The sequence below is a fragment of the Methanimicrococcus hacksteinii genome (assembly GCF_032714515.1).
Taxonomy (GTDB): domain Archaea; phylum Halobacteriota; class Methanosarcinia; order Methanosarcinales; family Methanosarcinaceae; genus Methanimicrococcus; species Methanimicrococcus hacksteinii.
In genome coordinates, this window is the sequence record NZ_JAWDKC010000032.1 from 15,567 (window position 1) to 42,034 (window position 26,468).

At 45.1% G+C, this 26,468-nt stretch carries 21 protein-coding genes and 2 pseudogenes; 6 read left to right on the plus strand and 17 right to left on the minus strand.

Translation table 11 applies throughout. The features are described from left to right. Nucleotides 1-147 precede the first annotated feature (147 nt). A complete protein-coding gene (locus MmiAt1_RS08910) occupies nt 148-669 on the plus strand; it encodes a multiprotein bridging factor aMBF1 (RefSeq protein WP_318786531.1) in 522 nt (173 codons plus the stop codon). Nucleotides 670-835: 166 nt separating this feature from the next. Here MmiAt1_RS08910 and proC read toward each other — a convergent pair whose 3' ends face one another. The 3 genes from proC to MmiAt1_RS08925 form a co-directional block, all read right to left on the minus strand. Further along, nucleotides 836-1,648, minus strand: coding sequence for a pyrroline-5-carboxylate reductase (gene proC / locus MmiAt1_RS08915; protein WP_318786532.1), 813 nt, complete (start codon nt 1,646-1,648; stop codon nt 836-838). 178 nt (nt 1,649-1,826) lie between these two features. Beyond that, nucleotides 1,827-3,032: a glutamate 5-kinase gene (proB, locus tag MmiAt1_RS08920; protein WP_318786533.1), complete on the minus strand. Its 1,206-nt coding sequence runs from the start codon at nt 3,030-3,032 to the stop codon at nt 1,827-1,829. A 39-nt stretch (nt 3,033-3,071) separates the two neighbouring features. Further along, a complete protein-coding gene (locus MmiAt1_RS08925) occupies nt 3,072-4,421 on the minus strand; it encodes a glutamate-5-semialdehyde dehydrogenase (protein ID WP_318786534.1) in 1,350 nt (449 codons plus the stop codon). Nucleotides 4,422-5,117: 696 nt separating this feature from the next. Between MmiAt1_RS08925 and MmiAt1_RS08930 the strand changes: the two genes are divergently transcribed. Beyond that, nucleotides 5,118-5,492, plus strand: coding sequence for a DUF356 domain-containing protein (locus MmiAt1_RS08930; RefSeq protein ID WP_318786535.1), 375 nt, complete (start codon nt 5,118-5,120; stop codon nt 5,490-5,492). A gap of 171 nt (nt 5,493-5,663) precedes the next feature. Here MmiAt1_RS08930 and MmiAt1_RS08935 read toward each other — a convergent pair whose 3' ends face one another. From MmiAt1_RS08935 to MmiAt1_RS08965, 7 genes are all read right to left on the minus strand, one after another. Then, entirely contained in the window at nt 5,664-6,791 is a 1,128-nt protein-coding gene (locus MmiAt1_RS08935; protein WP_318786536.1) for an ArsR family transcriptional regulator, read from the minus strand. Nucleotides 6,792-6,833: 42 nt separating this feature from the next. Continuing rightward, complete coding sequence (locus MmiAt1_RS08940; RefSeq protein ID WP_318786537.1) at nt 6,834-8,030, minus strand: radical SAM/SPASM domain-containing protein; 1,197 nt, start codon at nt 8,028-8,030, stop codon at nt 6,834-6,836. Between the two features lie 48 nt (nt 8,031-8,078). Further along, entirely contained in the window at nt 8,079-9,269 is a 1,191-nt protein-coding gene (locus MmiAt1_RS08945; RefSeq protein ID WP_318786538.1) for an NAD(P)/FAD-dependent oxidoreductase, read from the minus strand. Nucleotides 9,270-9,392: 123 nt separating this feature from the next. Further along, nucleotides 9,393-10,289, minus strand: coding sequence for a UbiA family prenyltransferase (locus MmiAt1_RS08950; protein ID WP_318786539.1), 897 nt, complete (start codon nt 10,287-10,289; stop codon nt 9,393-9,395). Between the two features lie 355 nt (nt 10,290-10,644). Continuing rightward, complete coding sequence (tgtA, locus tag MmiAt1_RS08955) at nt 10,645-12,228, minus strand: tRNA guanosine(15) transglycosylase TgtA (protein ID WP_318786540.1); 1,584 nt, start codon at nt 12,226-12,228, stop codon at nt 10,645-10,647. A 282-nt stretch (nt 12,229-12,510) separates the two neighbouring features. After that, the gene (gene fen, locus MmiAt1_RS08960; RefSeq protein ID WP_318786541.1) at nt 12,511-13,539 is read right to left on the minus strand and encodes a flap endonuclease-1; all 1,029 of its coding nucleotides are present in this window, start codon (nt 13,537-13,539) and stop codon (nt 12,511-12,513) included. 935 nt (nt 13,540-14,474) lie between these two features. Beyond that, complete coding sequence (locus MmiAt1_RS08965; protein WP_318786542.1) at nt 14,475-14,948, minus strand: deoxycytidylate deaminase; 474 nt, start codon at nt 14,946-14,948, stop codon at nt 14,475-14,477. 266 nt (nt 14,949-15,214) lie between these two features. Between MmiAt1_RS08965 and MmiAt1_RS08970 the strand changes: the two genes are divergently transcribed. The 4 genes from MmiAt1_RS08970 to MmiAt1_RS08985 all read left to right on the plus strand — a co-directional run bounded on the left by MmiAt1_RS08970 (nt 15,215) and on the right by MmiAt1_RS08985 (nt 19,625). Beyond that, entirely contained in the window at nt 15,215-16,135 is a 921-nt protein-coding gene (locus MmiAt1_RS08970) for a protein translocase subunit SecF (RefSeq protein WP_318786543.1), read from the plus strand. After that, nucleotides 16,132-17,841, plus strand: a complete 1,710-nt coding sequence (locus tag MmiAt1_RS08975) for a preprotein translocase subunit SecD (protein WP_318786544.1) — start codon at nt 16,132-16,134, stop codon at nt 17,839-17,841. The genes MmiAt1_RS08970 and MmiAt1_RS08975 overlap by 4 nt, the downstream gene beginning before the upstream one ends. Nucleotides 17,842-18,158: 317 nt before the next feature. Then, complete coding sequence (locus tag MmiAt1_RS08980) at nt 18,159-19,208, plus strand: AAA family ATPase (protein WP_318786545.1); 1,050 nt, start codon at nt 18,159-18,161, stop codon at nt 19,206-19,208. Nucleotides 19,209-19,364: 156 nt separating this feature from the next. After that, complete coding sequence (locus tag MmiAt1_RS08985; protein ID WP_318786546.1) at nt 19,365-19,625, plus strand: hypothetical protein; 261 nt, start codon at nt 19,365-19,367, stop codon at nt 19,623-19,625. Nucleotides 19,626-19,684: 59 nt separating this feature from the next. Here the strand turns inward: MmiAt1_RS08985 and MmiAt1_RS08990 are convergent, their stop codons facing one another. The 7 genes and pseudogenes from MmiAt1_RS08990 to MmiAt1_RS09020 all read right to left on the minus strand — a co-directional run. Continuing rightward, complete coding sequence (locus MmiAt1_RS08990) at nt 19,685-20,122, minus strand: GNAT family N-acetyltransferase (protein ID WP_318786547.1); 438 nt, start codon at nt 20,120-20,122, stop codon at nt 19,685-19,687. Between the two features lie 245 nt (nt 20,123-20,367). After that, nucleotides 20,368-20,622 carry an AcrB/AcrD/AcrF family protein gene (locus tag MmiAt1_RS08995; RefSeq protein ID WP_318786548.1) on the minus strand — a complete coding sequence of 85 codons (255 nt, stop codon included), beginning with the start codon at nt 20,620-20,622 and terminating at the stop codon, nt 20,368-20,370. A gap of 10 nt (nt 20,623-20,632) precedes the next feature. Further along, nucleotides 20,633-20,902 (minus strand): hypothetical protein, encoded by a 270-nt coding sequence (locus MmiAt1_RS09000; RefSeq protein ID WP_318786549.1) that lies wholly within the window; start codon nt 20,900-20,902, stop codon nt 20,633-20,635. Beyond that, nucleotides 20,889-22,307 carry an APC family permease gene (locus MmiAt1_RS09005; protein ID WP_318786550.1) on the minus strand — a complete coding sequence of 473 codons (1,419 nt, stop codon included), beginning with the start codon at nt 22,305-22,307 and terminating at the stop codon, nt 20,889-20,891. Before MmiAt1_RS09005 ends, MmiAt1_RS09000 begins: the two co-directional genes overlap by 14 nt. An 814-nt stretch (nt 22,308-23,121) precedes the next feature. Beyond that, a pseudogene (locus MmiAt1_RS09010) lies at nt 23,122-24,501 on the minus strand (monomethylamine:corrinoid methyltransferase). 11 nt (nt 24,502-24,512) lie between these two features. Beyond that, entirely contained in the window at nt 24,513-25,157 is a 645-nt protein-coding gene (locus MmiAt1_RS09015; protein WP_318786551.1) for a methyltransferase cognate corrinoid protein, read from the minus strand. Between the two features lie 1,187 nt (nt 25,158-26,344). Then, nucleotides 26,345-26,468: pseudogene (locus MmiAt1_RS09020) on the minus strand (IS1595 family transposase); the annotation flags it as partial.

A 26,468-nucleotide genomic window follows, 5' to 3' on the forward strand; every position in this document is an offset into this window, starting at 1 on the left:
AGAAATGAAATTCTCGATTGAGCCGATTTCATCCCGCGGACTTTTGGCAAACCAAAAATTTAAAATGAATTGAATTTTACTTACTCATACCTAAAAAAAATACGTACAATTAATCTGTAGACAAATTAAAAAAGGACGGAGAATCCGATGGAATCTTATGAATGTGAAATTTGCGGCAAAAAAACGAAATTTCCGACGACAGCCGTAAAAGTTGAAGGCGCCGAGTTTAAAGCTTGTTCGGAATGTACAAAATTGGGAACGGTTATTGAAAAAAGACCGCCCAATCAAATCGGAAAAGCTTACGGAACGCCTGCGCCCAGCCGTTACGCGCCGCAGAGCGGTTACGGAAACGCCCCGAAGGCCAAGCCGAAAAATTATTTTGCCGGTCTTGAAAACGAACTGGTCGAGGATTATGACGCCGTCATTAAAAAAGCGCGTGAAGCCAAAGGCCTCAGTCAGGAAGATCTGGCGCTGAAAATCAAAGAAAAAGCGTCTCTGATTAAGAAAATCGAGCGCAAAGAAATCCACCCCGAAGAATCCGTGATGAAAAAGCTTGAAAAAGAACTGAACATCAAATTGACGGAATCATTAGAAACCGGTGAGACGTTCCAAAAAGGCAGCTCAAACGGCGCCACCTTGGGAGACATCGCCTTTGTGAAAAGAAAATAAGCCGAAAACTTATTTTCCTTTTTTTATTTTCTGAAAAACAAACCTGAATTTTATTTATTTTTAAGAAATTCTGCAGCTTGCGCGCGGGCGCAAGCGATGCAAATTGACATTACTTTTGATTACTTTTTCTTGCCGTGTTTTGATTATTTCTTTTTGCCGCGTTTGATTACTTCTTTTTGCCGAGCTGCTCGGACTTTTCGGCGCTTGCAATCACAGCGTCCATGAATGCGGCGCGAACAGCTTTGTGTTCCAAAACGGCAACACCTTCGATTGTTGTGCCGCCCGGAGAACAAACCATGTCTTTGAGTTCGCCCGGATGCTGTCCGGTTTCAATGACCATGGCCGCGGCACCGAGAACGGTCTGCGCCGCCAGTGTCTGCGCCGTCTTGCGGTCAAGGCCTGCAAAGACACCGCCGTCAGCCATCGCTTCGATAATTTGGAAAACGTAAGCCGGACCGCTGCCGGAAAGGCCGGTCACGGCGTTGAGCAGGCTTTCGGGCGTTTCCATGGCAACGCCGACAGCCGAAAAGATTTCCATGGCAAGCGCCGCATCTTCATCCGTCGCGTTTGTGCCGCGGCTGATCCCGGTCGCGCTTTGAAGGACGGTCGCGCAGATGTTGGGCATGACACGAATCACGCGGGGTTTGATGCCGACCATCTTTTCAAGCGTTTCAATCGTAACGCCTGCCGCAATTGAAATGAAAAGCTTGTTGTCTGTGTCGCCGGCTGTTGAAAGCGCGTCTTCAATGTCTTTGGGCTTGACGGCAATCAGCAAAATGTCGGAACGCTGAACAACATCCGCGTTGTCGTCCGTCACGTAAATGCCGAATTCCTTGCGGGCCGCTTCGGCCGCGGGCGCCCAGCGTTCGCCGGCAGAAATATTTTCAGGCGCGATGCCGGATTTCAAAAGTCCTTTAATGATTGCAGATGCCATCTTGCCGGCACCTAAAAAACCGATTTTTTTCTCATTGAGCGTCATGATTTGTCTCTTTTTCTTTCTTTTTGATAATATGAATAAATTGAATAAATGGAATTGAATGGATGGAATTAAATGATGGAATTGAATGAATTGAATGATGGAATTGAATGAATTGAATGATGGAATTGAATGAATTGAATGATGGAATTGAATGAATTGAATGAATTAAACAGTCGAATTAATCTAAAACCGCCAAATTCTCTTTTCGAATCACATTGTCATAATCTTTGCGTCCGAGAACGCCTTCGATTTCATCGGTGCGGAGGCCTTTGATTTTCTGAATGTCTTCCGCATTGTAATCCGTAATGCCTTTTGCAAAAACAGCGCCGCCGCATTCGATGTCAATCACATCGCCGCGCTCAAAATCGCCCGTCACTGCAACGATTCCTTTCGGCAGCAGTCCGCTTGTTTTCATCAAAGCATCCATCGCGCCGCGGTCCACCGTAACAGTGCCCGAAGATTTGGACAAAAGAACCCAGCGGTTTCTGTTATTGGAAACATTGCCGTTTCCGGCGTAAAACAAAGTGCCGATTTCTTCGCCCGAAACCGCTCTTTGAATGACGTTTTCGACTTGGCTGTTGGCAATAATCATATGGCATCCGGATTTTTCCGCGATTTTTGCCGCGGTGATTTTCGTTCGCATACCGCCGACCCCTTTCGAACTCGTCGGATCCCCGCCGTACTTTTCAATTTCGGGCGTGATTTTTTCAACAAACGGAATCAATTCGGCATCCTCATGCAGCTTCGGGTTTTTATCGTAAAGCCCGTCAATGTCCGAAAGCAAGATCAGCAGATCCGCTTCAATTTTGCTGGCAACCATCGCCGATAAGCGGTCGTTGTCGCCGAAAACCGCATCCACCTCATTCGTGCAGGTGCTGTCGTTTTCATTGACAATCGGAACGACGCCGTATTCAAGAAGTGTTCCGATACTGTTCCGAAGATTCAGATATTTGACGCGGTCGGAATAAAAGTCATAGGAAAGCAGAATCTGCGCCGATGTCAGACCGTATTTGTGAAAAGCTTCGCTCCAGTAACGCATGAGTTCACCCTGGCCGACAGCGGATGCTGCCTGACGGATCGGAAACTCGCGCGGCTTTGTCGGAATGCCGAGAATATTCAAGCCCACCGCAATCGCGCCGGAAGTGACGACAATCACTTCTTTTTCTTCTTTTAAAAGCGCCGCAATCTGCGCGGCGACACTTTCCAAAAAAGCCGTGTTGACGGCGGAATTTTCCGGCATGACGGAAGTTGTCCCGATTTTAATGACAATGCGGGAGACATCCTTAAACAGCGTTTTCCGGTCTTTTGCCTCTTTTGCGCCTTTGGCCTCTTTTGCGCCTTTTGCCTCTTTTATGTCTTTTGCATCTTTTGCTTTATTCTGCATAACAATTTCCTTTTTCGCATTTGTGCAGTCATTTTTGCATTACTGTAATCTGCAGTACTTTTCCTGCGTCTTTTCATGCTTGTAAGACTTTGCGCCGTCGCCGGCGTAATCTTTGACCACGTGGCCGCTGCCGGAGAGAATGTATTTGTAAATCATCAGCCCTTCCATGCCGACAGGTCCGCGGGAATGGATTTTGTTGGTACTGATGCCGACTTCCGCGCCTTTGCCGTAACGAAAACCGTCGGCAAACCGGGAAGACGCGTTAATCATAACGCTTGACGAGTCCACGAGTCCTGCGAACTTATCGATTTCTTTTGGATCGGTTGAAAGAATCACATCGGTGTGGTGAGAGCCGTGCTTATTGATATGCGCGATGGCTTCGTCAACGGAGCTCACGATTTTAATGGAGAGAATCAAATCATTGTATTCGGTGTCCCAGTCTTCATCTGTTGCTTTCTTCAAATTTGAAATTCCGGCATTTTCCGCGATTTTGTAAGAAGCGTCATCAAAACGGAGCTCAACCCCGTTTTCCTGATAAATGCGCGACATTTCGGGAAGGAATTTTTCGGCGATTTTATCATTGACCAAAAGCGTTTCAATCGCATTGCAGGCGGCAGGATATTGGATTTTGGAGTCCAGGCAGACTGTGTATGCGGTGTCCAAGTCGGCCGACTCGGCAGCGTAGGCGTGACAGATGCCGCTCGTGTGGCCGAGAACGGAAATGCGTGTGTTGTCCTGAATGTATTTGACGAATTCGTTGGAGCCGCGGGGAATGAGCAGATCGATGTATTGATCCAATTTCAGCATCTCGGCAACGTCTTCACGGCTTTCGGCAAGCTGGAAAGCATCGACGGGAATGTCGCCCGCATCTGCCATGGCTTCGACAAGAACATCGAAAAGCACACGGTTGGAATTCTTGGCTTCGCTGCCGCCTTTAAAGATTGTCGCGTTGCCGCTCTTTAAACAAAGCGACATGACTTGGGGAACAACATCGGGGCGCGCTTCAAAAATCACGCCGATGACGCCGATCGGGCAGCTGACCTGATAAAGCGTCAGGCCGTCGTCCAAAAGAAGCGTTGAAAGTGTTTTGCCGACCGGATCTTCCAGTTTGGCGACATCGCGGATGCCTGAGACCATGTCTTTGAATTTGGCGTCGCTTAATTTCAAACGATCGTAAAGCGCCGTTGACATCGCGCCTTTCTCAATCATTTCTTCGGCGGCGTCCAAATCTTTCCGGTTCGCGTCAAAAATGCGCTGTTTGTTCTGCTCAAGCGCTTTTGCCATCGATTCAAGCGCGCGGTCTTTGCTTAAAGTTGAAACGTTTGCCAAAAGAACGGAAGCGGCCTTTGCTTTTGAAGCTTTTTCCTGCATGTTGTTTTCCGTGGTCATTTTCAAGTCACCGAAATATTAAGTTCAAATATGCGTAAAAGAATTCAATGACGATAAATATACCTTTTGATTTCACATTGGTTTCACATTGATATCGAATTGATTTTGCATTGATTTCACATTGATTTTCGAATTGATTTCACAGTCGGATAAAAATTTAAAACGGAAAAACATTTTGAAATTATTTAAACCGACATTTTTAAATTTTAATTCATTATAGATTCGGCGTAAAAATCATACAATTGGATTTAATTTACATCGGTTTTTAAAAAATAATTGTAATAATATATCAAAAAAGGATGCAAAATACGCAAAAATAACGAAATAAATATAATGATTGAATTAAAATTGTCATGATAAATAAGAAATTATAATGACAGATAATTCAAAAAAACAGAAAAAGTTTAAATTTCAATTCGTCTATCGTATTATAGCACAAATAGAATGTGTGTCTTTGAAATTTCAAAATACGAACCACCATTTTGGAAATGGGGAAAAAACGAAATATGAAGGTATAAAAAAACGGCAACGGAGACTAAAAAACTTCAAAACTTAAAAACTTAAAAACTTCTGTAAGGGTAAAAATCAGACAGCCACAAAGGGATCAGGGTAAAAAACGGCTCGGTCCGAAAAACAAAAACGAGAATAAGTGTGGTGTTTTGGTACAATAACAGTTTAATTACACATGGTGGAAAAATGAAATCTTTCGCTTTAATTCGGGCAGATGACCCTGATAAGGTCAAAATTGCGCTACACGATTTAGAAACATACGGTCACATGCAGTTCAGCGAGAATCCGAAAAATATCGCGACAAAGTATGCGGACCAAATCTTAACAAGTGTTATGAGCGTCACGCTGAAAACAGAATGCTGTTCGGCATCACTTGTCAGATTAGAAACTCCTCCGGGAGCGGCAATCAGCAATTTGAAAAAAATTCACCCGCCGGCGCACATCATTATCATCAGCCCGCGTCATGACCAGATTTACGAAGAACTGGCTTCCAACTACGATAATTTCCCGGACTTTGACCGGAAATTTACAAACGCTCCGAAAGAGAGAAAAGCAGAATAAAATCAATTACATTCAGATATCTGAATTATTGATTATTTTTTTAACGAACAGATAAATCTCTTTAAATTCGATGTTGGATGCACAAATACAATTATACTTAAAATGATAAGACTTTTGAGTATATCTGTATTTTTTAGATTATTTCAACGATAAAAGAAAAAGCAAGAGGCATTAAATATCACTGCCGTCTTTAAGGCGCCAAACAAAATCGCCGTCCTGAAGATATTTTTCAACCATTTTCTTTTCTTCAAACACTTTAAGCCGCGGCAGAACCAGAGCCGGAGCATGGCCCGTTGCGTGGCAGAGATCAGCTGCATTCATATCTTCTTTGAGCAGGCGGAACAGAATATCCAAATCAACTTTGTCTTCCGACAGCTGCGTCGCATAATGAACAAAAGAGCGCATCAAATGATTCTGCCGGATGGAAATATCTTCCTGCATACGAGAAAGCTCTTCCTGCTCATCCCATAAATCCGCCAAATCGTCGCGAACGTCAAAAATTTTAGACAAAAAGAATCCTTCGCGGCTTTTGAGGTTTCCTGAACCGGAGTTCATGGATTCCGAATCATTCAAATTTTGACCGCCCGAATCTTTTCGATCATTTGGACCGGCTTCGTTTGGACCGTTCGAGCCGTTCGGACTGTTCGGGCCGTGATCGGGAAAAATAAGTTCGGGCTCAATTTTTTTCTTGCTTTCGGATTCGTCGTAAACGGTATTGAGTTCCTCTTCGTAATATCGCTCAGTGTTTGCGTCAAAAAGCGTTTCGTCTTTTCCCGACGACAAATATTTGCCGTCCGCCCCGGAAAGCAAACCGACGTGACCGTACTCCGGATGATTCGGCCCGATGATTTCAATTTTAAAACCGCCTTCGGGCATATCCTTGTAAGAAGATGCCAAATGAATGACCGGCCCGGTCGGAAGCGTTCTGTTTTTCCCCCGCTTTTTGCGGCGGCCCGTCTTTTTCTGATCGGCGCCGAATGAAACGGAAAGCGAATAAACAGGCTCGTCCGGAATTTCCAATTTGATGTTATTGACGTGAACGGAATAAGAATAAGGCGAGACGGAAACTTCCAAATGCAGGCTTTTTGAAATGCTGTAATATTTGCGGCGCTGGTCGTCAACGCTGCTTTCAATCAAACCGGAACTTTCCAAAAGAGAAAGATGGCCGATAACGGCTTTCGGGGCAACGCCGAGGCGTGTCGAGATTTCACTGACAAAATAAGGACGGTCGGCAAGCAATCCCAAAATTTTGCGCCGATTCTCATTGCCTAAAATGTCTAAAAATTCCGACGGTTCCATGATTTCTCCCCACACCAGTATTTATTCTGCCGCTATTTACGGTTATCGGAATTGTTCACCGTATTTTTCACGGAAATCCGAGTCGCGCATCAAACAGCCTTTTCCCGCACGGTAAGCCGGATCGGCGCGGATTTTCTTCCAGGCGGCCGAGACCGCATTCGGCCCGGTTTTGACATTGCCGTACGGAATCGGAACACATGAGCACGGCAAAATATCGCCTTCGGGCGTGATGTGCATCCACTGCCGGCCGGCCATGCAGCCGAATTCATTGATGACAAGCGGTCCCGAAAACAATTTAGGACCCGCCGGATCGGCATTGCATTTTTCAACGAAATTTTTGAAAATTTCATGCTGCTCGGAGGTTAAAATATCGGTTGTATTGTCAATCCACCGGCCTGTCGGAACGATTTCATAAAACGAAAGTTCGTGAACGCCCAGCGTTTTTGCCAAATCATAAACGGCATCCAAATCATAAACATTATGCGGGGCAAGCACGACATACATATTTACCAAAAGACCTGCCGAAAGAGCGTTTTGAATGCCGGAAACGGCATTTTGAAAAACGCCCGGAACGCCGCGCATATAATCGTGCTTTTCTTCATACGGGCTGTCGATGCTGACGCTGACGGAATAAAGACCCGCGCCTTTAAGCGACTCGGCTTTCTCTTCGGTCAGCCCGACGCCGGAAGTAAACATACAGGCAATCGCCAGATCGGGATTGACATAAGAAATCAGATCTTCCAAACCGGCATAGCCGAGCGGTTCTCCGCCGTCAAAAATAATGTTTGTCGCGCCGGCGCGAATCGCCTGATCAACGGCATCTTTCGTCTCGTCCGGCGTTAATTTGGAATGATTGTTTTTGTTCGGCAGCGCGCAGTGCAGGCACCTGTTGGGGCATTCCTCCGTAATGGAGATGGTCACCTGCTCGGGCCGGTAACGCCCGACGGCGGCCGACATGCGGCTTTTGACCATCCGGCTGAAAGCAGGAGACGGAATCGGCGGCATCCATGTCGAATAAATCAGCGCGTTTCCGTAACGGTCAAAATAACTTGAAAAAGAGGAATCAGAGGCTTCGGAAAGTTCGGCGACGTATTTTTCATTGTCAAAGAAGGACATTTCCGAAGAAACCGTTTTTTTCAAAACAGGGGACAGAACGCCGCCGGCCGCCACTTTTGTAACGTCCGCGGCCGGTTCAATATCAACCCGAAAAACGGGGTTTTTGTAAATCGGATATTTCATTCTGCCACCCAAATCATTTGTTTTTGAAGAATCATTTGTTTTGAAAAATCATTTGTTTCTGAAAAGAACGCCTGCTTTCAATAAGGAAGAAGGTTTTTTCTGAAGCATGAGCGACAAAACGGAAAGGCCTTGGTTGACCGTGTTTCCTTTGATCAGGGAAGAAACGTCTTCGTCTTCAAAGACTTCGAACAATTCGTCGATTTCATCGTCTTCCATTTTGCGCAGCGCTTCGAGGCCGAGACGGCCGAAAACGTGTTCCGTGTAAAGAGAACTGCGCCAGTCGGAGCGGTATTTGGAAAGCGTGCGCGCGGAATAATCGCCTTTGGCAATCGCCATGGCACCGACTTTTCCGGCGATTTGGCCTGCATGCATCGCATAACCGATACCGGATTGTCCGGCAGCGCCGCCCGCAACCATGATGTTATCGGTATAAGTTTGTCCCGGAATTGTAACAATCGGATCGCCCGCGCTTTTGCGCTCGACAATCTCAAATTCGTCATCGGAAATGCCTTTTAAATCTTTAAAGCGGGCAATCCAGGAATCCGTAAAAGAAGAAATATCCTGCCCGAAATGGCGGACATAAACGCCGATGGCTGCCTCGTCTCCGCCGCGCGGCAGGTAAGTGGATTTCCAGCCGGGGGCGTGGCTTCCGACAAAATAGTCGGCGAAGTCCGCCTCGCCGATTCCGGGGGAGCGGATGGTTAATTCGGTTCCCCAGGCAATGTCTTCGGGATGCTTCATTGTCTGAAGCCCCGCCATCTGTGCGTTTTTGGACAAAATGCCGTCTGCGATAATGACGACTTTGGCTTTGACACGGTCGGTGACATCGGAATTTTCGGAAGATGTTTTTAAAACAACGCCTGAATCTTTGCGGTTCAGATTGACGACTTCGGTTCCTGTTTTGATTTCAACGCCGGCGGCAAGTGCTTTTTGCTCATAGAATCTGTCAAAAGCGCCTTTATCCAGCGCGTAGCCGGGCGTTTTGACTTTAATTTTGTGGCCGCTCGGAGAAATAATTTTCATGCCTTTGAGGTTGTGAACAACGTAAGAAGGATCCACTTTTTCGCCCGTGATATCCATCATGCCTTTGTAAACCGAGTTTGCCGGATGCGGGTCTTTTCCGATTTCTTCTTTCTTTTCAAGAAGCATCACTTTCGCGCCGCCGAGCGCGGCATAACGGGCAGCCATCAAACCGGCGGGAGATGCACCGATGACTGCGATATCTGTTTTGATTGCCATATAAATCGCCTCTGCCAAAAATATGAATATAAAAATTGAATGAAAAAATATGATTAAATGTATGATAAAATCGTTTTTACTGTTATTTATGCGTTTTTAATTTCGTGCTTTTTATTTATTCCGTTAAGCGCCGAAAAGAAGCGTTGTCAGCCCCGTGTATCCGTTTGTGTAAATCAGGAGAAGAACGTCAATAATCATGGCTGAAAACATAACGCCGCGGTAATTGGATCCTTCGACGAACAATTTTCCGCCGAGTTTGGGCTCGGGGTTTTTGATAAAACGAAGGCAGCGCCAGATCATCCAAACGCCGGAAACCAAAGCGGCGATGAAATAAAGCGGACCGAGTCCTGCCGTCCAGCCGATTGCAAGAGAGAGCAAAACGCCGGCAATCCAAATCACTAAAATGAATTTGGAAGTCATCGGAATGCCGTAAGTGACCGGAAGCGTCGGCGCGCCTTTCGCGCGGTCGCCTTCTACGTCGCGGCAGACGCCGGCAAGGGTAAAGCCCCAGTCGGTCATGCAAATCATCAATCCGAAGAGAAGGCCGGGCAGCGGAAGCAGATACGGGCTGACGGAAGGCAGGAGAATGCCTGCCGGATCAATGGCAAGCCAAATACCGACCGGAACCAAACCGTAAGCGATGCCGACGGGAATGAAACTGAACGGTGTGTTTCTTTTGAAATAAACAGTATACAGCGTGATAACGGCTGTTGCGAGTATCAGGATTGCAAATGCTTCGGGGTTTAAGTAAAGCGCGCAGGCAGCCGAAATAATTCCGAGAAGAAGCGCGTAAAGAAAAGCCGATTTCTGCGTGACTTCCTGAGACGGAAGCGGTCTGTCGGGCAGGTTGATTGCGTCAATATCAATGTCAATCACGTCGTTAAAAGTATAAGCGCTGGTAATCGCGCAGAATCCGCCGATGGTTGCCAAAACGAAAGGCAGGAATTCCGGAAGCGCGCCGGTTGCAAAGTAAGCGGCAAGAATCGCTGCGGCAGCCGGAAGCGTAATATCCATAAACATGATCGGCGGCCGAAGAAATGTGAAATAGGCCTTAAATTTACTCGTTATTGACAAAGTATCACCTGACCCGGCGCCCCGACGCCGGATTAATCCAATCCGTATTTTTATGTTTTTATGATGAGATGATGAACAGCATGAATGCGTGAAATCAAAAATATCAAAAACATCAAAATTTAAAATTTACATAAAGCGTGTAGAATGTAAACCAAAGTAACAACAGAATTATTTAAAAGTATTTGCCAACAATTGCGCAAATTCAAGACATTCAAAAAAAGAAAGAAAATAACAACAAACAGAAATGAGATTAATAATTAACAGAAATGAAAAACAGATGAGAAAATTATTCCTCATCCGATTATTCAACGTCTTCTGTGATGTCTTCTTCTTCTATTTGATTCACCGAAGTTTCAATTTTGCAGATTTTTCCCAATTCTTCAAAATAAGAATCGTCAAACGCATTCAACCGCTTTCCTTTGACGAACGTAAATTCCGCTTCGGGATTGTTTCGGATGAGCGCAATCGTATTTTCAATCGCCGTCTTTAATGAAAGCGCATTCGGCCGGTTTTGAACTTCCGCGTTGAACGGATAATTTTCTTCAAGCTCGGCGGGATAGGCACCGAACGGCGGCTTAAAGTAAAGAACATGATTGAAATCGGCGTCTTTGAGGCCGTATTGATTGTTTTTGCTGAATTTCTGCGGGCGGATCAAGACTTTTCCCGAAAGCGAAAAACGGTTTAAGCGCTTGGAATAGCGCAAAACTTCGGGGCGGCGGGCGGACTCGGCGCTGCACTCAAAGAACGTCGACTTAACGGCAGGGTCGCATTCTTCCAGCCATTCCGAATGATCGTAAAGCGCTGAGAGCGCGCTCACCATCTGCGGGTGAGAGTGGCAGCGCAGTTCGACCAGTTCAAGCAGCTTTCCGTCATGAATCGCCTGTTTGATCAAACGGATTTCTTCAAACGTGACATACAAATTGTGGCGCGCCAGCAGCTCTTCTTTGTTCGCCGCTTTTTTCAGGCTTTCCGCCGTGTTCTTGGAACAGACCGGGCAGGAGCAGGGCAGATATTTGAGGCGGTCCGACTGGTAGGTGCCGTTTACCGTGATGTAGCGGCCGCCTTTGGCGTAAAGCGCGTAGGCTGCCGAGTCGAACAGGTCACAGCCGAGTGCAACGGCGAGCGCGAACATCATCGGGTGGCCCGCGCCGAACAAGTGCACCGGAACCGTCGGGTCCAGATTCTTTTTCGCGGCGGCAACCACGTTGACCAAATCTTCGTAGCGATAGCTTTCCATCAGCGGAACGACCGCGCCGATCGGACAGACATCAAAATCGTGACCGGAAACAAATTCCGCGCTTTTTGCGCGCAAATCCAAATAGGTCGAGCCTTGAATCGGGCCGGCCAAAAGCATGTCGTCCCCGCGCTGTTTTTCAAGGCCGGCGGCAGCGTTCTCGGCCGCCTGCATTCTGCGCTCTTCAACCAATCGGCGCGCTTCGGCAAGCCGTTCATTTGTGATTTCAAGTTCTTCAGCCGCCTGAGAGTAGCGGACATCGGGCGCCGTCGGAATGTCCAAAGGAACACCGATGTCGGTTCCGATCGCCTGTTCAAAAGCAATGATTTCATGATTTTCGACATTGACATCGCCGTAAACCGAAAGCTGGAACGATCCAGAATCCGTCATGATCGGGCCGTCAAAGCCGATAAGTTCATGAAGGCCGTCTTTGAGCGCTTTTTCACGAAGCTCGGGCTTGCTGTAAATAATGTAAGAATTGGTAATGAGAATCTCGGCGCCGAAATCGCGCATTTCGGAAGGCTCGACAATCCGCAGATTCGGATTGATCACCGGCATGACCGTCGGCGTTTCAACAACGCCGTGGGGCGTTTTTAAGCGGCCGATTCTTCCGGCGGCATCTTTTTCAACAATTTCAAAAATATCAGACATTTTTTTCCTCTGAATTAAATCAATAATGAATCAATAAATAAACTCATAAATAAGTCATAAACAAACTCAATAAACAAACTCAATAAATAAACCATAAACAAACTCAATAAATAATCTTCAAATTTCACAATCAAATTAATCTTAAAGTCAATCAAATTAATAAATCAAATAAAAATGAATCGCCGGAATGAAAAATTTACAGTCCAATCAGAATCATTGATTCCAATCAGAATCACCATCCCCAATCAGAATTATTATTCCCGATCAGAACCATTATCCCGATCAAAACCACTGATCCAGTGTCGGCTGTTTTGTTTTTGTTTCAAACGCCGTGTTAATTTTCTGCCAGGCGGACGTGACGCGCTCTTCCGAGAAATCGCGTTTGGCGCATAAAAACTCGATCATTTTTTCTTTGTCGGGCTTTGTCCACTGAATTGTATAATCATCTGTTGTCGGCGGGTTTTGAAAGAAATCTTTGGCGGCGGCGTAGCGGTCAATTTGGTCTTCCAATCCTTTGGATTTTAAAATCGCTTCATAGCTGCCGTATTCTTTAATCAGCTTCAGCGCGGTTTTGGCGCCGACGCGGTCGATTCCTTTGTTAAAGTCTGTTCCGACGCAAAGCGCGAGATCGATAAACTGATCTTTTGTAATGCCGAGCCGCTCCAGATTTTTAAAAAGATCGACTTTTTCGGGCAAAACATCCACATAAACGCTTTTTCCGGGCAGTTTGCGTTTTCCGGAAACGGTCAGATTCCGAATGACGATTTTCGCGCCGAAAATGAATGCGTCGTAATCCTGTGACGAAACGAAATCAACGTCGCCTTTGTTTGCCATGTACGAAGCTTGTGCTTCGCCTTCAGACGGCGCTTCAACGACCGGAATTCCCATCATGGAAAGCAGCATTTTGGATTCTTCCACAACCTGCGGGTCAATCTTAACAGCGGCTTGGGAATATTTTAAAATGTCCGCCGTATCTCCGCGATCCATTGCGTCCGTCCATTTTTCATGAGCCGCTTCTCTGATTTCGCGCCTTTTGTCCAGCGTTTCCGCTTTCAGTTCCGGCGGAATGCCGTCAAAAACAAAAACCGGCTTAATCCCGTCTTCGACAAAACTTGCCGTCCGGTAAAGAACGCCGGAGAGATGAGACGTCGGATTCCCGTTCATGTCGGTCAGCGGCTTTCCGTCGCGCCCGCGAACGGTTGTAATAAATTGATAAATCACATTATAAGCGTCAAACGCAACAATCTTTCCTTTCAGATCCGCCCGGGAAATCTCTTCCCGTTCCAATAAATCACCGATGGCAACACCCATTTCAAATCAGCTCCCGAAGCGTGACCGCTCTTGATTTCATAACAAACAATCTGTCCGAATAAAAGCATTCCGTTCTATAAAAAGATTCACACGACTTCATAATCGGGTTTGACGGATTACAAAACCAAACATCCGTTTTTCAAAATCAATCAAATCCGAACGCCCGATAAAACCCGAAAAACAAAAAACAAAACAAAAAATAAAAATCAAGAAAATCAAGAAAAAGACGGCGTTCGTTTTTTTGCGAACTTTTAAAAAACGATGTTTGAAGATTATAATAAATCAAACCCCGCTCCAAAATTCAGATTTCGCGAGCGAAGCGAGTGAAATTGAAATTTGGAGAGGTTTTCAAACAAAAAATAAAATTTTGAAAAAATGGAACAGGATTTTAAATTTGAAAAAAAAGCGGTAAACGGATTTTCATTTCTTTTTCTTTTTGCATTAGAAACCTCTCTAATTTCCGATTCGTCTTCCGCTTCGCGTCAGCCGAATTCGGAAATTAGAGTCGGGTTTGATGGATTTCAAAACCAAACATCCATTTTTCAAAATCAAATAAATCCGAACGCCCGATAAAATCCGAAAAACAAAAAATAAAACAAAAAATCAAAAAATCAAGAAAAAGACGGCGTTCGATTTTTCACGAGCTTTTAAAAAACGATGTTTGAAGATTATAATAAATCAAACCCCGCTCCAAATTTCAGATTTCACGAGCGGAGCGAGCGAAATTGAAATTTGGAGAGGTTTTCAAATAAAAAATAAAATTTTGAAAAAAACATAACCGGATTTTAAATTTGAAAAAAACGGAATCAGATTTTAAGTTTGTTTAAATTTAAGAAATCCGGTACCGATTAACCATTCCCTGAAGAAACGCAGCTCCGGGTTTGATTCATATTAAAATTGGTGCAGCTCGCGCGCGAGACACAGCGCAAAAAAGGTTAAGCTTTCGGCCGATATTGTTCGACCGTTACGCCCGCCTCTTGGAAGAATCCCATGGAGTCGGGATCCGGATAAGCGTTGACATAAATCACGTGCTTAATGCCTGCGTTGATAATCATTTTCGTGCAGAGAATGCAGGGCTGATGCGTGCAGTAAAGCGTTGCGCCGGATGTTTGAACGCCGTGGACGGCGGCTTGGATGATGGCGTTTTGTTCCGCGTGAACGGCGCGGCATTTCTCGTGCATCGTTCCGGACGGAATGTTTTGCTTTTGGCGAATGCAGCCGATATCCAAACAATGAGCCAGGCCGCGCGGCGCGCCGTTGTAGCCGGTCGTTAAAATGCGGTTGTCACGAACAATGACAGCGCCGACTTTATTCCGCAAACAGGTAGCGCGCTTGGCAACCGTTGTCGCAATTTCAACAAAGTACTCGTCCGCCGTTAATCTTTCGGCATTCAGGCTCTCGTCAGACATACAAAGAACAAGGCAGACAAAGATATATAAATTATCTGAAAATTAAAGAAATGTTCTTTTATCCGACTTTAATTATTTAGTATTGTTTTTATTAGTATTGCCTTTATTAGTATTATTCATTAGTATTGTCTTTATTAGTATTGTTCATTAGTATTGTCTTTATTATATTGTTCATTAGTATTGTTCATTAGTATTATCGTGATTATTTTATCGTGATTATTTTGACATTGACATAAAAAAGAAATAGAAAATAAATGGGATTGATTATGAAATTCAGCCTCTACAATTATATTCATCCGTTTGTTCAGAAGACGGAGAATAAAAAACTGATTGCAATCCCGTTAGCGGTTTTGGCCGTTGCGCTCATCATTATCGCTTTTACGACACTCAAAACCGGAAGCCCGTTGGCTCTCGGAATGGACTTCGTCGGCGGAACGCAATTCTCGGTAACAACCACACTGACGGAAGAACAGCTCGAAGATATGTTTTCAGGATATCCGCTCAACGATATCCGCATCTCCGGAAACCGCGCCATTCTTCAATTCAGCCAGATGGAAGACGACGCGTACGGCGCTTTATCGGCGTCAATACGAAGCAATTCGGCATTTAAAGACATTGAAGAGCGGCAAGTCGCGCCGATATACAGCGAGCAGCTGCAGAAAACAGCGCTTCTTGCAGTTGTTTTGTCATTCATCGGAATGGCCGTTGTTGTCTTTATTCTCTTCCGCCAAGTCGTTCCGTCCCTTGCCGTCATTTTGTCGGCGGCATCTGACATCATCATCCCGATTGCGTTTATGGATTTGTTCGGAATTGAACTGACGCTCGGAACAGTGGCGGCGCTTTTGATGCTTATCGGATATTCGGTCGATAGTGACATTCTGCTGACAAACAAAGTGCTGAAGCGAAGCGGCAATCTGGACGACAAAATCGCCGGCGCCATGAAAACCGGCCTTTTGATGACAACGACAACCGTTGCCGCATTTTTCGTCATGTTCATCGTCTCGACCTTCGCGCACTACATTATTCCCGGGATCCCGCCGATTCCGCTTTTGTCCCAGATTTCACTGATTGTTTTAATCGGCCTTTTGGCTGACATTTTAAACACCTGGTTCCTGAACACCGGCATCCTTCGGGCGTACATAACGCACCCGAAAACGAAATCCAAGAAAGGAGGCAGACGCGCATGATCGAAGAGAAAAAAGACAAGCCTCTTTACAAGGATTACAAAGTGATTATGCTGGTTGCCGCGCTTTTGATTGCCGTTGCCGCAATATTCGTCCCGATCGGCCCGTGGAGTTCGGACAAAGGAATGACGAACATTCACTACGGCTTAGACATCGAAGGCGGATCCACCATTTATTTGAAATTAAACGGCGCCGTCGCTCAAGTGGACGCCGCGCCGCGCGACATTGTCAAAATGATGGCCGCGTCGGAATTCAAAGACGGCATTGAAATTGTCAGCTCAACCGTGTTCGACAACGGGTCGGCGTACGTCACTTTCCGGACGGCAGAGCCGGTCAACAAAACCCGGCTGGAATATTTGTTCGGCACAAACGATATTCATGTCAGCACGACAGGCGGCAGCTCGCAGGTGAATGTCACGTCTTCGAAAGTCGGATTCATAACCTCTTATTTGTCTCACGTTTACAATACCGAAGTCGTCCCGTACGCGCTTTCGAACGGAACGGAATACGAAATCCGGACCGCGACAAATTCGGGAGAACTTTCCGGACACATGCAGGCCGTCGGCGGCAGCATTTTAAAAGATTCGGCCGGAAACCTGCTTTACCGTGACGGAACAACCCAAGAAACCGTTCAGACAACGATTGATGTTTTGAACAGCAAACTCGGCAACGGTTTGGGCGTGAAGGATCTTCCGATCCGGTCCATCGGCGACGAATACATCCAAATTGATTTCGCCGGCGTGGATTTGGCGGATGCCCGAAAATTGGTTGAAACGCCCGGCAAATTCGAAATTCGGATTCAAACAGCCGGAACAGAATCCGCGCACGTTCTTTACGGCGATTCGATTGAAAGTGTCGGCGTCGTCGGACAGGATCCGTCTACAGGCGCTTATTACGTGCCGTTCACGCTCAACGAAGCCGGTGCCAGAGCGCTTCAGCAGGTTGCCGTCAGCACAGGCGCAACAGTGAACCCGAACATGCACCCGCTTGCAATGATGCTGGACGGGGATATCGTTTACAACGCGCCGCTCAGCCAAAGCGCGGCATCTCAGCTGAACAGCCAGCCGATTTACTCCTGGCAGGCGGGAACAAGCTCGCGCGAAGAAGCGCAGACGCTTCAGATTCACCTGCGCGCAGGCGCTTTGCCGGTCAATGTCGAGATTGTCAGCGCCGGACAAGTGGACGCAACGCTGGGACAGGGCTTTTTGAGAGGCGCGATTTTGGCCGGCTTGATTGCGATTCTCGCAGTCGCGCTCGTCATATACAACCATTACAGACGTCCTGAAATTGTCATTCCGATGGTTGCGACTTCCATCAGCGAAGTGGTCATGCTTCTCGGACTGGCCGTCATTATCGGACAGGAACTGGATTTGGCGTCGATTGCCGGTATTATCGCGGTCATCGGAACGGGCATTGACCATTTGGTGATCATCACCGAGGAAGTCGTTCACGAAGGCAAAATGCCGTCGGAAAAAGTCTATTCGTCGCGTATCGGAAAGGCCTTTATGATCATTTTCGGCGCCGCCGCGACAACGGTTATTGCGATGTCGCCGCTGGTTTTCCTCGGATTCGGAACATTGAAAGGCTTTGCAATTGTTACGATTGCCGGCGTTTTCATCGGCGTTTTGATTGCGCGTCCCGCGTATGCGGCCGTTCTGAAATATTTGCTGACAAGACGCGGCATGGTTGATGAAAAAATGACCGAATAAACAGGAAATGGTCAAAAATTGAAAAATAAGAAAAACGGAAATAAACTAAAAACGGGAAATAAACAATAGAAAAACGAAAATAAACAATAAGAAAAACGGAAATAAACAAAAGTAATAAAACGAATGAAAAGATTCAAAACGAATCAAATCATTCGTTTCTCTGATTTTTAAGAATTATTAAAATTTGAATTTCAAAAGTTAGGTTTTTAATTCTGATTAGGATTTAAAAGACAGGATTTAAAATCTGTTTGAATCAAATAAATTTTGAAATTTCAAAAGTTTTTTTATTATCGGATCGAATTTGGGAATAGAATAAAATGAAAGATGTTTGGACCCTTAAATACCGCCCCGAATCGTTTGACGAAATTCTCGGAAACCGTCAAACGATTGAGACTTTAAAGAGTCTGACAGCGTCGGGAACGCTTCCGCACCTCATTTTATTCGGTCCGGAAAATTCGGGCAAAATGTCGGCGGCGCTTGCGCTTGCCGGGAAGCTTTACGGCGATGAAAGGGAATTGAATTTCACTTATTTCAACGCCTCGGACTTTTTTGAACAGGGCAAAAATTATCTTGTCAGAGACCCGCGTTTTTACAGAATTCTCGGAACGGACGACCCGAAAAAGATTCAAAAAAGCGTGATCAACATTTTTAAGGACGTCATCAACGAATATGCGGCAATCGCGCCGATGAACGCGGATTATAAAATCATCTGCATCGACTCGGCCGAAGCGCTCACGATGGAAGCACAGCAGGCACTGCGCCGGATTATGGAAAAATATTCCAGAACCTGCCGCTTTATTTTGTCTTCCAAAAGCGTTTCAAAAATAATTCCGCCGCTGCGTTCAAGAGGCGTGACACTCTTCTTCAGCCCCGTAACGCCTGACGAACTTGTTTTGTTCATGCAGGCTGTTGTTGAAAAAGAAGGTTTCAGCATCAAAGAAGACGTTCTCTACGAAATCGCGTATCAGACGCACGGCAATGTCGGAGAATCCTTAGAAATCCTGCAAACCGCGCTGATAGAAGCGCAGGAAATCGGAACGGAACTCACGGTTTCAATGATTCAGATGCAATTCCAATTGGATGAAGAGAACGGCGCGGCCGAGCTTTTCAAAGCCGTCTCGGAAGACAAAAATTTCATGGAAGCGCGCGGCAAACTGGATGCGCTTTTGATTGACGACGGCATGACCGGAAGCGAAATTTTGGAACAGTTTGAAAACATTGTTTTGAACGATGAGAAAAAACACGGCGATGAAGCAAAAACCGCGAAACGTCTGATTCAAATCGCCGACTGCGACAGCCGGCTTTCACAAGCTTCGAATGAAAGAATCCAGCTGGAAAATTTGATTTCGAATTTTGACAGCGAATAATTCAATTTCATTCTTTACTTTCTTTTTTCATTCTCTTTTTTAATTCTCTTTTTTCATTCTTTTTTGACTCTCTTTTTTCATTCTTTTTATTTGAGAAGTCTGTCCTTTTGCGCTTTTACTGCTGCCATTGTTCGGTCTGTCTCTGCAGTCCGATGTTTGCTGTTGCGTTCCGATGTTTTGCCGCCGCAGTCAGCGTTCGTACTGCGTGCATCTGCTTATTTTTATCACATCCGCTCGCTACGCGAGCGTGGGCACAGATTACCTTACTGCTGCCGTTTGCTGCTGTCGCTGTCTGTGCTGTCGCCGTCCGCTGTCGCCGCCCCGCTGCTGTTGCCGTCCCTGTCTGCTGTTCGCCGCGCGCGAGCTGCATCAATTTCAAAAAAGTATGAAAAATCGGATTCGGGTTTGAATGAATAAAACAAAAACAAAAGCAAAAACAAAACAAAAACAAGAAATAAAAATAAAAGTAAAAAACTTCAAATTTCTTTTTCCATCATAACCATGTCGCCGGAGATGCCGTAGCCGAGTTTGCGGTAAACGCCGACGGTTCCTTCGCCTTGGATGGTTGTGAGAAAGATTTTGTCAATGCCTCTTTCTTTTAAGCGTTTTTCGAGTTCGGACATCATTTTTCGTCCGAGTCCCCGGCCGCGGAAATCAATGCCGGTGCAGAATTCTTTGATCGTAAAGTGAATCTCATCGCAATACTGCTCTTCGTTTCCGATGATAAGACCGGCGACGTTTCCGTCGATTTCACAGATCAAACCGTAATCGTAAGGAGAGCTTGTCTGCTGATGCAGTCTTTTAGAAACAGATTCGTGCGTCCAATTGTCACTCCACGGAGGCGTATTAAAAGCATGAATGAACATTTCCGTTAAATCGGGAATGCGGTCTTGGGTAAATTCCGAAAATTCCATTTTTTCACCTTTTTGATTTCAGAGAAAGAATTGTTTTCAATAATTCATGATAATTTCATCCGATAAATAAGAACGGATTTGAAATGAATCAAAAATGAAGCAAATCAATTAATCAATCAGCTAATCAACCAATCAATCAGCTAATCAACCGGCCAATCAATTGAAACGTTCAAAATCAATCAAAAAAAAAGACGAATTTGTCAAAAGACAAATCCGTCAAATTTTGTAATTGTTCACGGGCTGACTTAATAGTCATAGTTCTTCACAGAGTGATAAAGAATCACAATGAAGAAGACAAGGATGACCAAAAGCGTGCCGAAGTATCCGGGCGCATTCCAGACGATTGCATCACTGATGCCGCCGCCGACGACGATAACACCGCCGCTCAGGAAAACCGGTGTAACGACACAGATGAAAGCCAGTGCGAAAATGAAGATAATATCGAAAATCTTCATTGCAAGACCTTGCTGGTCAGAAAGTTTGGGTTGATTATCTGCCATATCTTTCACCTCAGTCGTAATATTTGAATTCGTACATATATTCCTTAATGGATTTCCGCACATTCCAGCAGGCTAAGCCGTTGATGATAAACATCAAAGCCATAACCAATACAAAGAATCCCAGAAGGATTGCCGGAACTTCAACGCCTGTTTTAATCGCTGCGTTCAGAATGGTCGCAATAACGAATGTTTCGGAAAGGACGAAGAAAAGCCACATGCCGATAATAAGCAATGTGTCCAACATCAGCCATTTCTTATATTTCTCTTCATTCACCATCATTACCGCCTCCTGTTTGGGCTGCCATTCCATTTTGTCCGAGTGCAACTTCGGGGTCGGGCCAGCCGAGTCTGTCCTGCCAGCTGAACTCTTTGTTCCGCTGCACTTTAATCTTCTTGTAGCGCCAGGTGAAGTAGAAGTAGGCGATGATGTAGAAGATCAATGCGAAGATCAAGTTGTAGATGTACGCCCAGAAGAACGTGGACATGATCAAAATGGCAATACCGATTGCCAAGTAAGAAATCCACGGCTGGAGCGGACCGATGTACGGACGAATAAGCGAGTTAGACGACGGATACATCTTTCTGAACCGGATCAATGCGAACGGAATCAAGACATAACAAACCAATCCCGACATAATCGAGAACGTAATCACCTGATCTAAGAAACCGCTGAAGGCAAAACCTGCAGAAACCGGAATCGTAAAGATAACGGCTTTAAACGGACTCTTGTATTTCGGGTGCACATCTGCGAACCAGTCGGTGATGAAACCGTCACGCGCCAATGCCAGCCAAGACCTGGAAGAGTCGTTGATACAACCGTTCGAACTGGCCAAACACGTAAAGAGCGTACCGATAATCAACAAAGCAATAAAGATGCCTGAACCGCTGTTGACAGCTGCTTCATAAAGCGGGTAAACGGATGCACCGAGTTCTTCAAAGCCCATGAGACCGGCACAAATAAAGACGGTCATTCCGGCCATCAAAGCGAGTGTAATCATACCGGCCTGCTGACCCAACGGGACAGCACGTGTCGGGTGCTTACATTCTTCGGCACACATTGCCGCGCCTTCTATACCCAGATAGAACCACGGCCCGAACTGCATGGCTGCAAACACACCGACCAAACCGTACGGCATTGCGCCGGAGAACAGTCCGTCAAAGCTGAAGTTCGCAACACCGATGCCTGTCGCGGAAGAAAGGAAGAATAAGACAATCGCAATTGCCGCAACAAACGTCAGGAAGAAGTTCAGTGTTAGAGCGGTCACTGCACCGCGGTAGTTAATAAGCGTCAAGATTGCCAAAATCAGCATAGCCACTGCATTAACATCAATCCACTCAAAGTACGCACTTGCCAGCTGACCGACGACGATTGCGTCACCGGCTGAAAGCGCGATATATTCCATGTAAACTGCCAAACCGACAATAGCCGCAGCGCCGGGACCGACAAAAAGTCGAACCCAATCATACGGACCGCCGGCCAGCTTAGTTGAAGAACCGAGTTCACTGGCACAAATTGAGACGACGATATACATCAAGCCGGCAACAATCATCGCAAAAAGGGCACCAATGATACCGCCTTTTGCAACCGTAAAGTTCCAGCCCATATATTCGCCGACCAACACGATACCGACACCGAGTGCCCATACGTGGTACGGACGGAGTTTCTTTTCAAGATCTTCTGCCATAAGACATCACTCTCCTGATTTTTTCATTTTCGAAACTCTGTACGCATCCAAGCACATGTAACCGATGATGGCAAACGCTATTAAATAAATTAATAAGTTAATGATAGTTCCTGTATCCATCATATACACCTCATTTCGAAGTGGGGTGATAAAAGAAGTCGCATCAATAACAAAGGGGATAAAAACGTAAAAAGGCTGATCAGATCAATAAGTAAAATTGCTACACGAAATCACGAAGATTTTAAAGTGTCCTCTACTTCTGCCAAAAATGAAAAGATTTTTAACAAATTCAAGGCACTTGTTCAACCAAAATTTGATTCGATAAAAGTGCAAGACTTTTGAACTGAAATTAACCACGCGAATTTAAACCACTATCCCGCAATATTAAACATTGACACACACAACTGTCAATAAATTGACAAACAACCCCCGATTTTTAACGAATCGTTCATTTTCTGTACTGTAATGCAAATCTCCTAACTGCATTTGATTTCCTCCGGAACCACAAACATAACCGGTTAAAACGAGCATAAACCACATAAATGCTCAAAGCGGAATTCAAAGCATAATCGGAGACATAAATGTTAAACCGCTTACCCCGACATCTGTTTTCAAACGTTTCAATTTTCAAACGTTTCAATTTTCAAACATCTGCGGCATTTTCAAAAACGGCCGCGAAGATTTTTGACAAGTTGAAAACCGGCCGACAAAAGCCGGCCGATTTTTGTTTTGTTAAACTTTATGTCAGGATATTTCACCTACGGCAGTAACTGCCGAAAGCTTATTTTCAGGAAATAAGCACTTTTTCGTCAAATCATTTGAAGACGAGGCCGAAACCTTCGAGTTTCTTGACGGCGCCTTCGTAGACTTTAACGTGTTCGTCGGTGGGTGTAACGGTCTTAATGTCGTAACATTCCTGGAAGGTCTTGCCTGCCGGAGCGTTGCCGTAGTTGCCCTCGTAGCTTGCGACGAGTTTGTCCAAAATCTTGTTGATTTCAGCGATGTCGACGCCTGCTGCGGATCTTGCAACTTCTCCCATCATACGGGCTTCCATACCGGTTGTTTTGTCGGTGATGACACCTTTTGCTGCTGCAACACCGGAGAGGATTTCTCTGCCGGATGCGGAGTCAGTGATTGCCTGTGCGGCAAGTTCGAGGAAGCACATTTCTGTACACGGGCCTGCGCACGGGTAGTACTGGTTACCCTGCATGAACTGCGTGTGGTTGGTGATGGCTGCACTTGCCCATCCTGCGACAGCGAGGGTTTCTCTGGTGTTGGTGGAACCCCATCTGATGTGGACCGGACCGTCAAGGTGCCAGCTTGCGCCGGACATGACGAATGCGTTGATGGATGATGCGACGTCGATGATTGCTGTCTCTTCGAGACCGCCGGCGTAACCGCCGTAAATCGGCATCTGTTCGTCCATGATGATGTCGCTGTTGCCGTGGTAGTGGGCAATAACGGAAATTGCATCAAGGTCAATCTTCAATTCGTTGAGCTGTGAAACTTCGTGGCTGTCAGAGGGGAGCATGCCGCCTGCACAATCTGCACTGATGTTACCCTGTGAAGAGAGTGAGGTTTCGGGGCCCTAAACGGCCATGCCGGGGCGGCCTGCGACTGCTGCTGCCTGTTTGATAAGTCTTGTTTCTGTCTTTGCTGCAAGGATTTCGAAGGGTGTCTTCGGAACCGGCGGGTAGCCGCGGACGGTCATCATAACACCGTTAACGATGGTGTCGACTTCCTTCTCAAGTGCGTAGGACATGTGGAGTTCATAGAAGATGTCTTCTGAAACCGGGGAACCTGTCGGACCGCCCTGGATCAAGGGTCCTCTCTTGTCGCCGACTGTTCTTCTTCTCATTGTAACGGCGTCTCTGCCGGTACCGAGCTGGAATTCGGGCATGGGGTTGCGGATTGCATCCCAGATTTCGTCTTCTGTGTATTTGACGATTCTGTTGGTGTCTGTAACGAAGATACCTGCTTCGAGAAGCATGTCAAAACCGGCTTTGAAGAGCTTCTCGGTCATTTCTGCGTCTGTCGGAACAAATTCGCCTTTAAAGTCGAGACCGTATTTTTGCTTCAATTCCATTGCTTTCATCGGAATGTGCATTAAGTCCCAGTCGTCCTGTGAGCATTTTTCACCGGTCTTTGCGCGGTTGTAGAATTCGTATGCATCAATTGATCTTTTGTATGCCATTTATAACCACCTCAGGCCATAATTTTCTTTGCAACAATAACTGCTTCTGCTGCGTTCTCGGCTGTTCCGTCAGCGCCGATTTCATCAATCCAGCTCTGGGAAACGGGTGCGCCGCCGAACATACATTTAACTTTTGCGCGGACGCCTTCTTCATCGATCATAAGCATCAAGTCTTTCTGACCGAGCATAGAGGTGGTCATCAATGCGGAGCCGACAAGGAGAACTTTGCCTGCGTCTGCTTTCTTGACTTCTTCAACGACAACTTCGTTTTCAACGTCAACACCGAGGACTTTAACTGTGAAGCCGTTTGCGCCGAGCATTGTGGAAACCAATCTGTTGCCGATGTCGTGGATGTCGCCTGCCTGAACGAAAGAGATGCAGTATCCTGCACTTTCGGAACCGTCGCCTTTTGCGAGTTCGGGCTGGAGAATTTCCATTGCGCTGTTCATTGCTTTTGCGGACATCATGATCTGGGGTAAGAAAAGGTCTCCGGTTTCGAATTTTTCACCGACGACTTTCATGCCTTCAGAAAGACCCTTCTGGATGATATCGAGAGCGGGTGTTCCGTTTGCAAGTGCTTCTTTTGTTTTCTCAACGGTGCCGTTGATGTTCTGAGTTATAACGGCGTCTGCTAATTCCTTAAATATATCTGACATATTTTTACCTCCGTACAAAACATGTACAATAAAATGTACATTCATTTCGCATAACGTGTCTAAAAGAAATAATCGAACAGAATGAATGAAACGAACGAATGAAACAACGAATGAACAACAAGTGAAACAATCGAATGAAACAGTCGTAAACATTATTCTGCGAATATACCCCCATTATTCAACATTTACACAAAATGACACAAAACTTTTGACAGATTAAAATCCCCATTTCAATCTGCTGTTGAATGAATTACGATATGTAATTCACATTAAATAATTGGAGAATTTCATATATAACTTAAATCTAAAATAAATTTTCAATTCAGTTATACAATTAACAAGGCGTTTATAAAATAACAATGCTTTACAAAAGATACAACCCGATGAAAAATAAAAGAGGCGCGCAAAAAAAACAACCATGATGCCCCCTAAAAACGTAAACGGCAGACATTTGCAGAAGAAACAAAGGGTCGAAAAAAGCGCAAAAATCGAAATTTTTTTAGAATATTTTATGATAATTAAACAACTATAATAAAAAAAATAGAATCTAATAAAATCTCAAATAAAACACCGATAGATATCGGTCAGCTTCGATTGAAGCGTAATAAATAAATAAAAGAATGCTTCCGCCGTTGAAATCCGGACACAGTTCACAGGCATTGCGAATAAAAAGAAAAACATAATTGAGAGATTGAAATTTATTATATTCCGAATCAAAAATAATATTTTTATTTCCGCTTCATTTTTTTATTTCATTTTTTCATTTCATTCTAATTTTATTTCATTTTCCTTTTTTCTTTTTTCCTTTTTTTCTCTTAATTTTTCGTTATTTTTTTAAACGCAGATATTTCATTTATTTTTTCATTTATTTTATTTAGATCGTTTTTTTGTATTTCATGCCTGCTTTTGCACCGCACTTTTTCCGTTCGACGGTTTCGGCTGCGCTTCGGCCCGCGCGCGGCCGGGCAGATTTTAAGTAAAATCCCAAATCGGACCCGGAATTTGCATATATTATAGACATAATTTTGATTGTATATTATAGACATATCACAGACTTATCGAGAAAATTTGAAAAAAAACGAAAAATGAAGAAATGAAACAAAAACAAACCTGAAATAAAAACAGATTATGAAGAAAATAAAACGAAAGAAAAGTGAAAACGAATTCTGAAGAAAATTAAACAAGGGTCACGAGTAGAACAGAGGATTTTTCCTTACAATCTTTAAGATTTTTTGATATAAATCTTCATTCCTATAGTTATACCTAAATTCACATTCCTTTAGATGAAGATAAAAATATTTTTTATTCACT

Coding starts and splice junctions, on each gene's coding strand:
- MmiAt1_RS08910 (WP_318786531.1), top strand. CDS start 148: ATGGAATCTTATGAATGTGAAATTTGCGGCAAAAAAACGAAATTTCCG.
- proC (WP_318786532.1), bottom strand. CDS start 1,648: ATGACGCTCAATGAGAAAAAAATCGGTTTTTTAGGTGCCGGCAAGATG.
- proB (WP_318786533.1), bottom strand. CDS start 3,032: ATGCAGAATAAAGCAAAAGATGCAAAAGACATAAAAGAGGCAAAAGGC.
- MmiAt1_RS08925 (WP_318786534.1), bottom strand. CDS start 4,421: ATGACCACGGAAAACAACATGCAGGAAAAAGCTTCAAAAGCAAAGGCC.
- MmiAt1_RS08930 (WP_318786535.1), top strand. CDS start 5,118: ATGAAATCTTTCGCTTTAATTCGGGCAGATGACCCTGATAAGGTCAAA.
- MmiAt1_RS08935 (WP_318786536.1), bottom strand. CDS start 6,791: ATGGAACCGTCGGAATTTTTAGACATTTTAGGCAATGAGAATCGGCGC.
- MmiAt1_RS08940 (WP_318786537.1), bottom strand. CDS start 8,030: ATGAAATATCCGATTTACAAAAACCCCGTTTTTCGGGTTGATATTGAA.
- MmiAt1_RS08945 (WP_318786538.1), bottom strand. CDS start 9,269: ATGGCAATCAAAACAGATATCGCAGTCATCGGTGCATCTCCCGCCGGT.
- MmiAt1_RS08950 (WP_318786539.1), bottom strand. CDS start 10,289: ATGTTTATGGATATTACGCTTCCGGCTGCCGCAGCGATTCTTGCCGCT.
- tgtA (WP_318786540.1), bottom strand. CDS start 12,228: ATGTCTGATATTTTTGAAATTGTTGAAAAAGATGCCGCCGGAAGAATC.
- fen (WP_318786541.1), bottom strand. CDS start 13,539: ATGGGTGTTGCCATCGGTGATTTATTGGAACGGGAAGAGATTTCCCGG.
- MmiAt1_RS08965 (WP_318786542.1), bottom strand. CDS start 14,948: ATGTCTGACGAGAGCCTGAATGCCGAAAGATTAACGGCGGACGAGTAC.
- MmiAt1_RS08970 (WP_318786543.1), top strand. CDS start 15,215: ATGAAATTCAGCCTCTACAATTATATTCATCCGTTTGTTCAGAAGACG.
- MmiAt1_RS08975 (WP_318786544.1), top strand. CDS start 16,132: ATGATCGAAGAGAAAAAAGACAAGCCTCTTTACAAGGATTACAAAGTG.
- MmiAt1_RS08980 (WP_318786545.1), top strand. CDS start 18,159: ATGAAAGATGTTTGGACCCTTAAATACCGCCCCGAATCGTTTGACGAA.
- MmiAt1_RS08990 (WP_318786547.1), bottom strand. CDS start 20,122: ATGGAATTTTCGGAATTTACCCAAGACCGCATTCCCGATTTAACGGAA.
- MmiAt1_RS08995 (WP_318786548.1), bottom strand. CDS start 20,622: ATGGCAGATAATCAACCCAAACTTTCTGACCAGCAAGGTCTTGCAATG.
- MmiAt1_RS09000 (WP_318786549.1), bottom strand. CDS start 20,902: ATGATGGTGAATGAAGAGAAATATAAGAAATGGCTGATGTTGGACACA.
- MmiAt1_RS09005 (WP_318786550.1), bottom strand. CDS start 22,307: ATGGCAGAAGATCTTGAAAAGAAACTCCGTCCGTACCACGTATGGGCA.
- MmiAt1_RS09015 (WP_318786551.1), bottom strand. CDS start 25,157: ATGTCAGATATATTTAAGGAATTAGCAGACGCCGTTATAACTCAGAAC.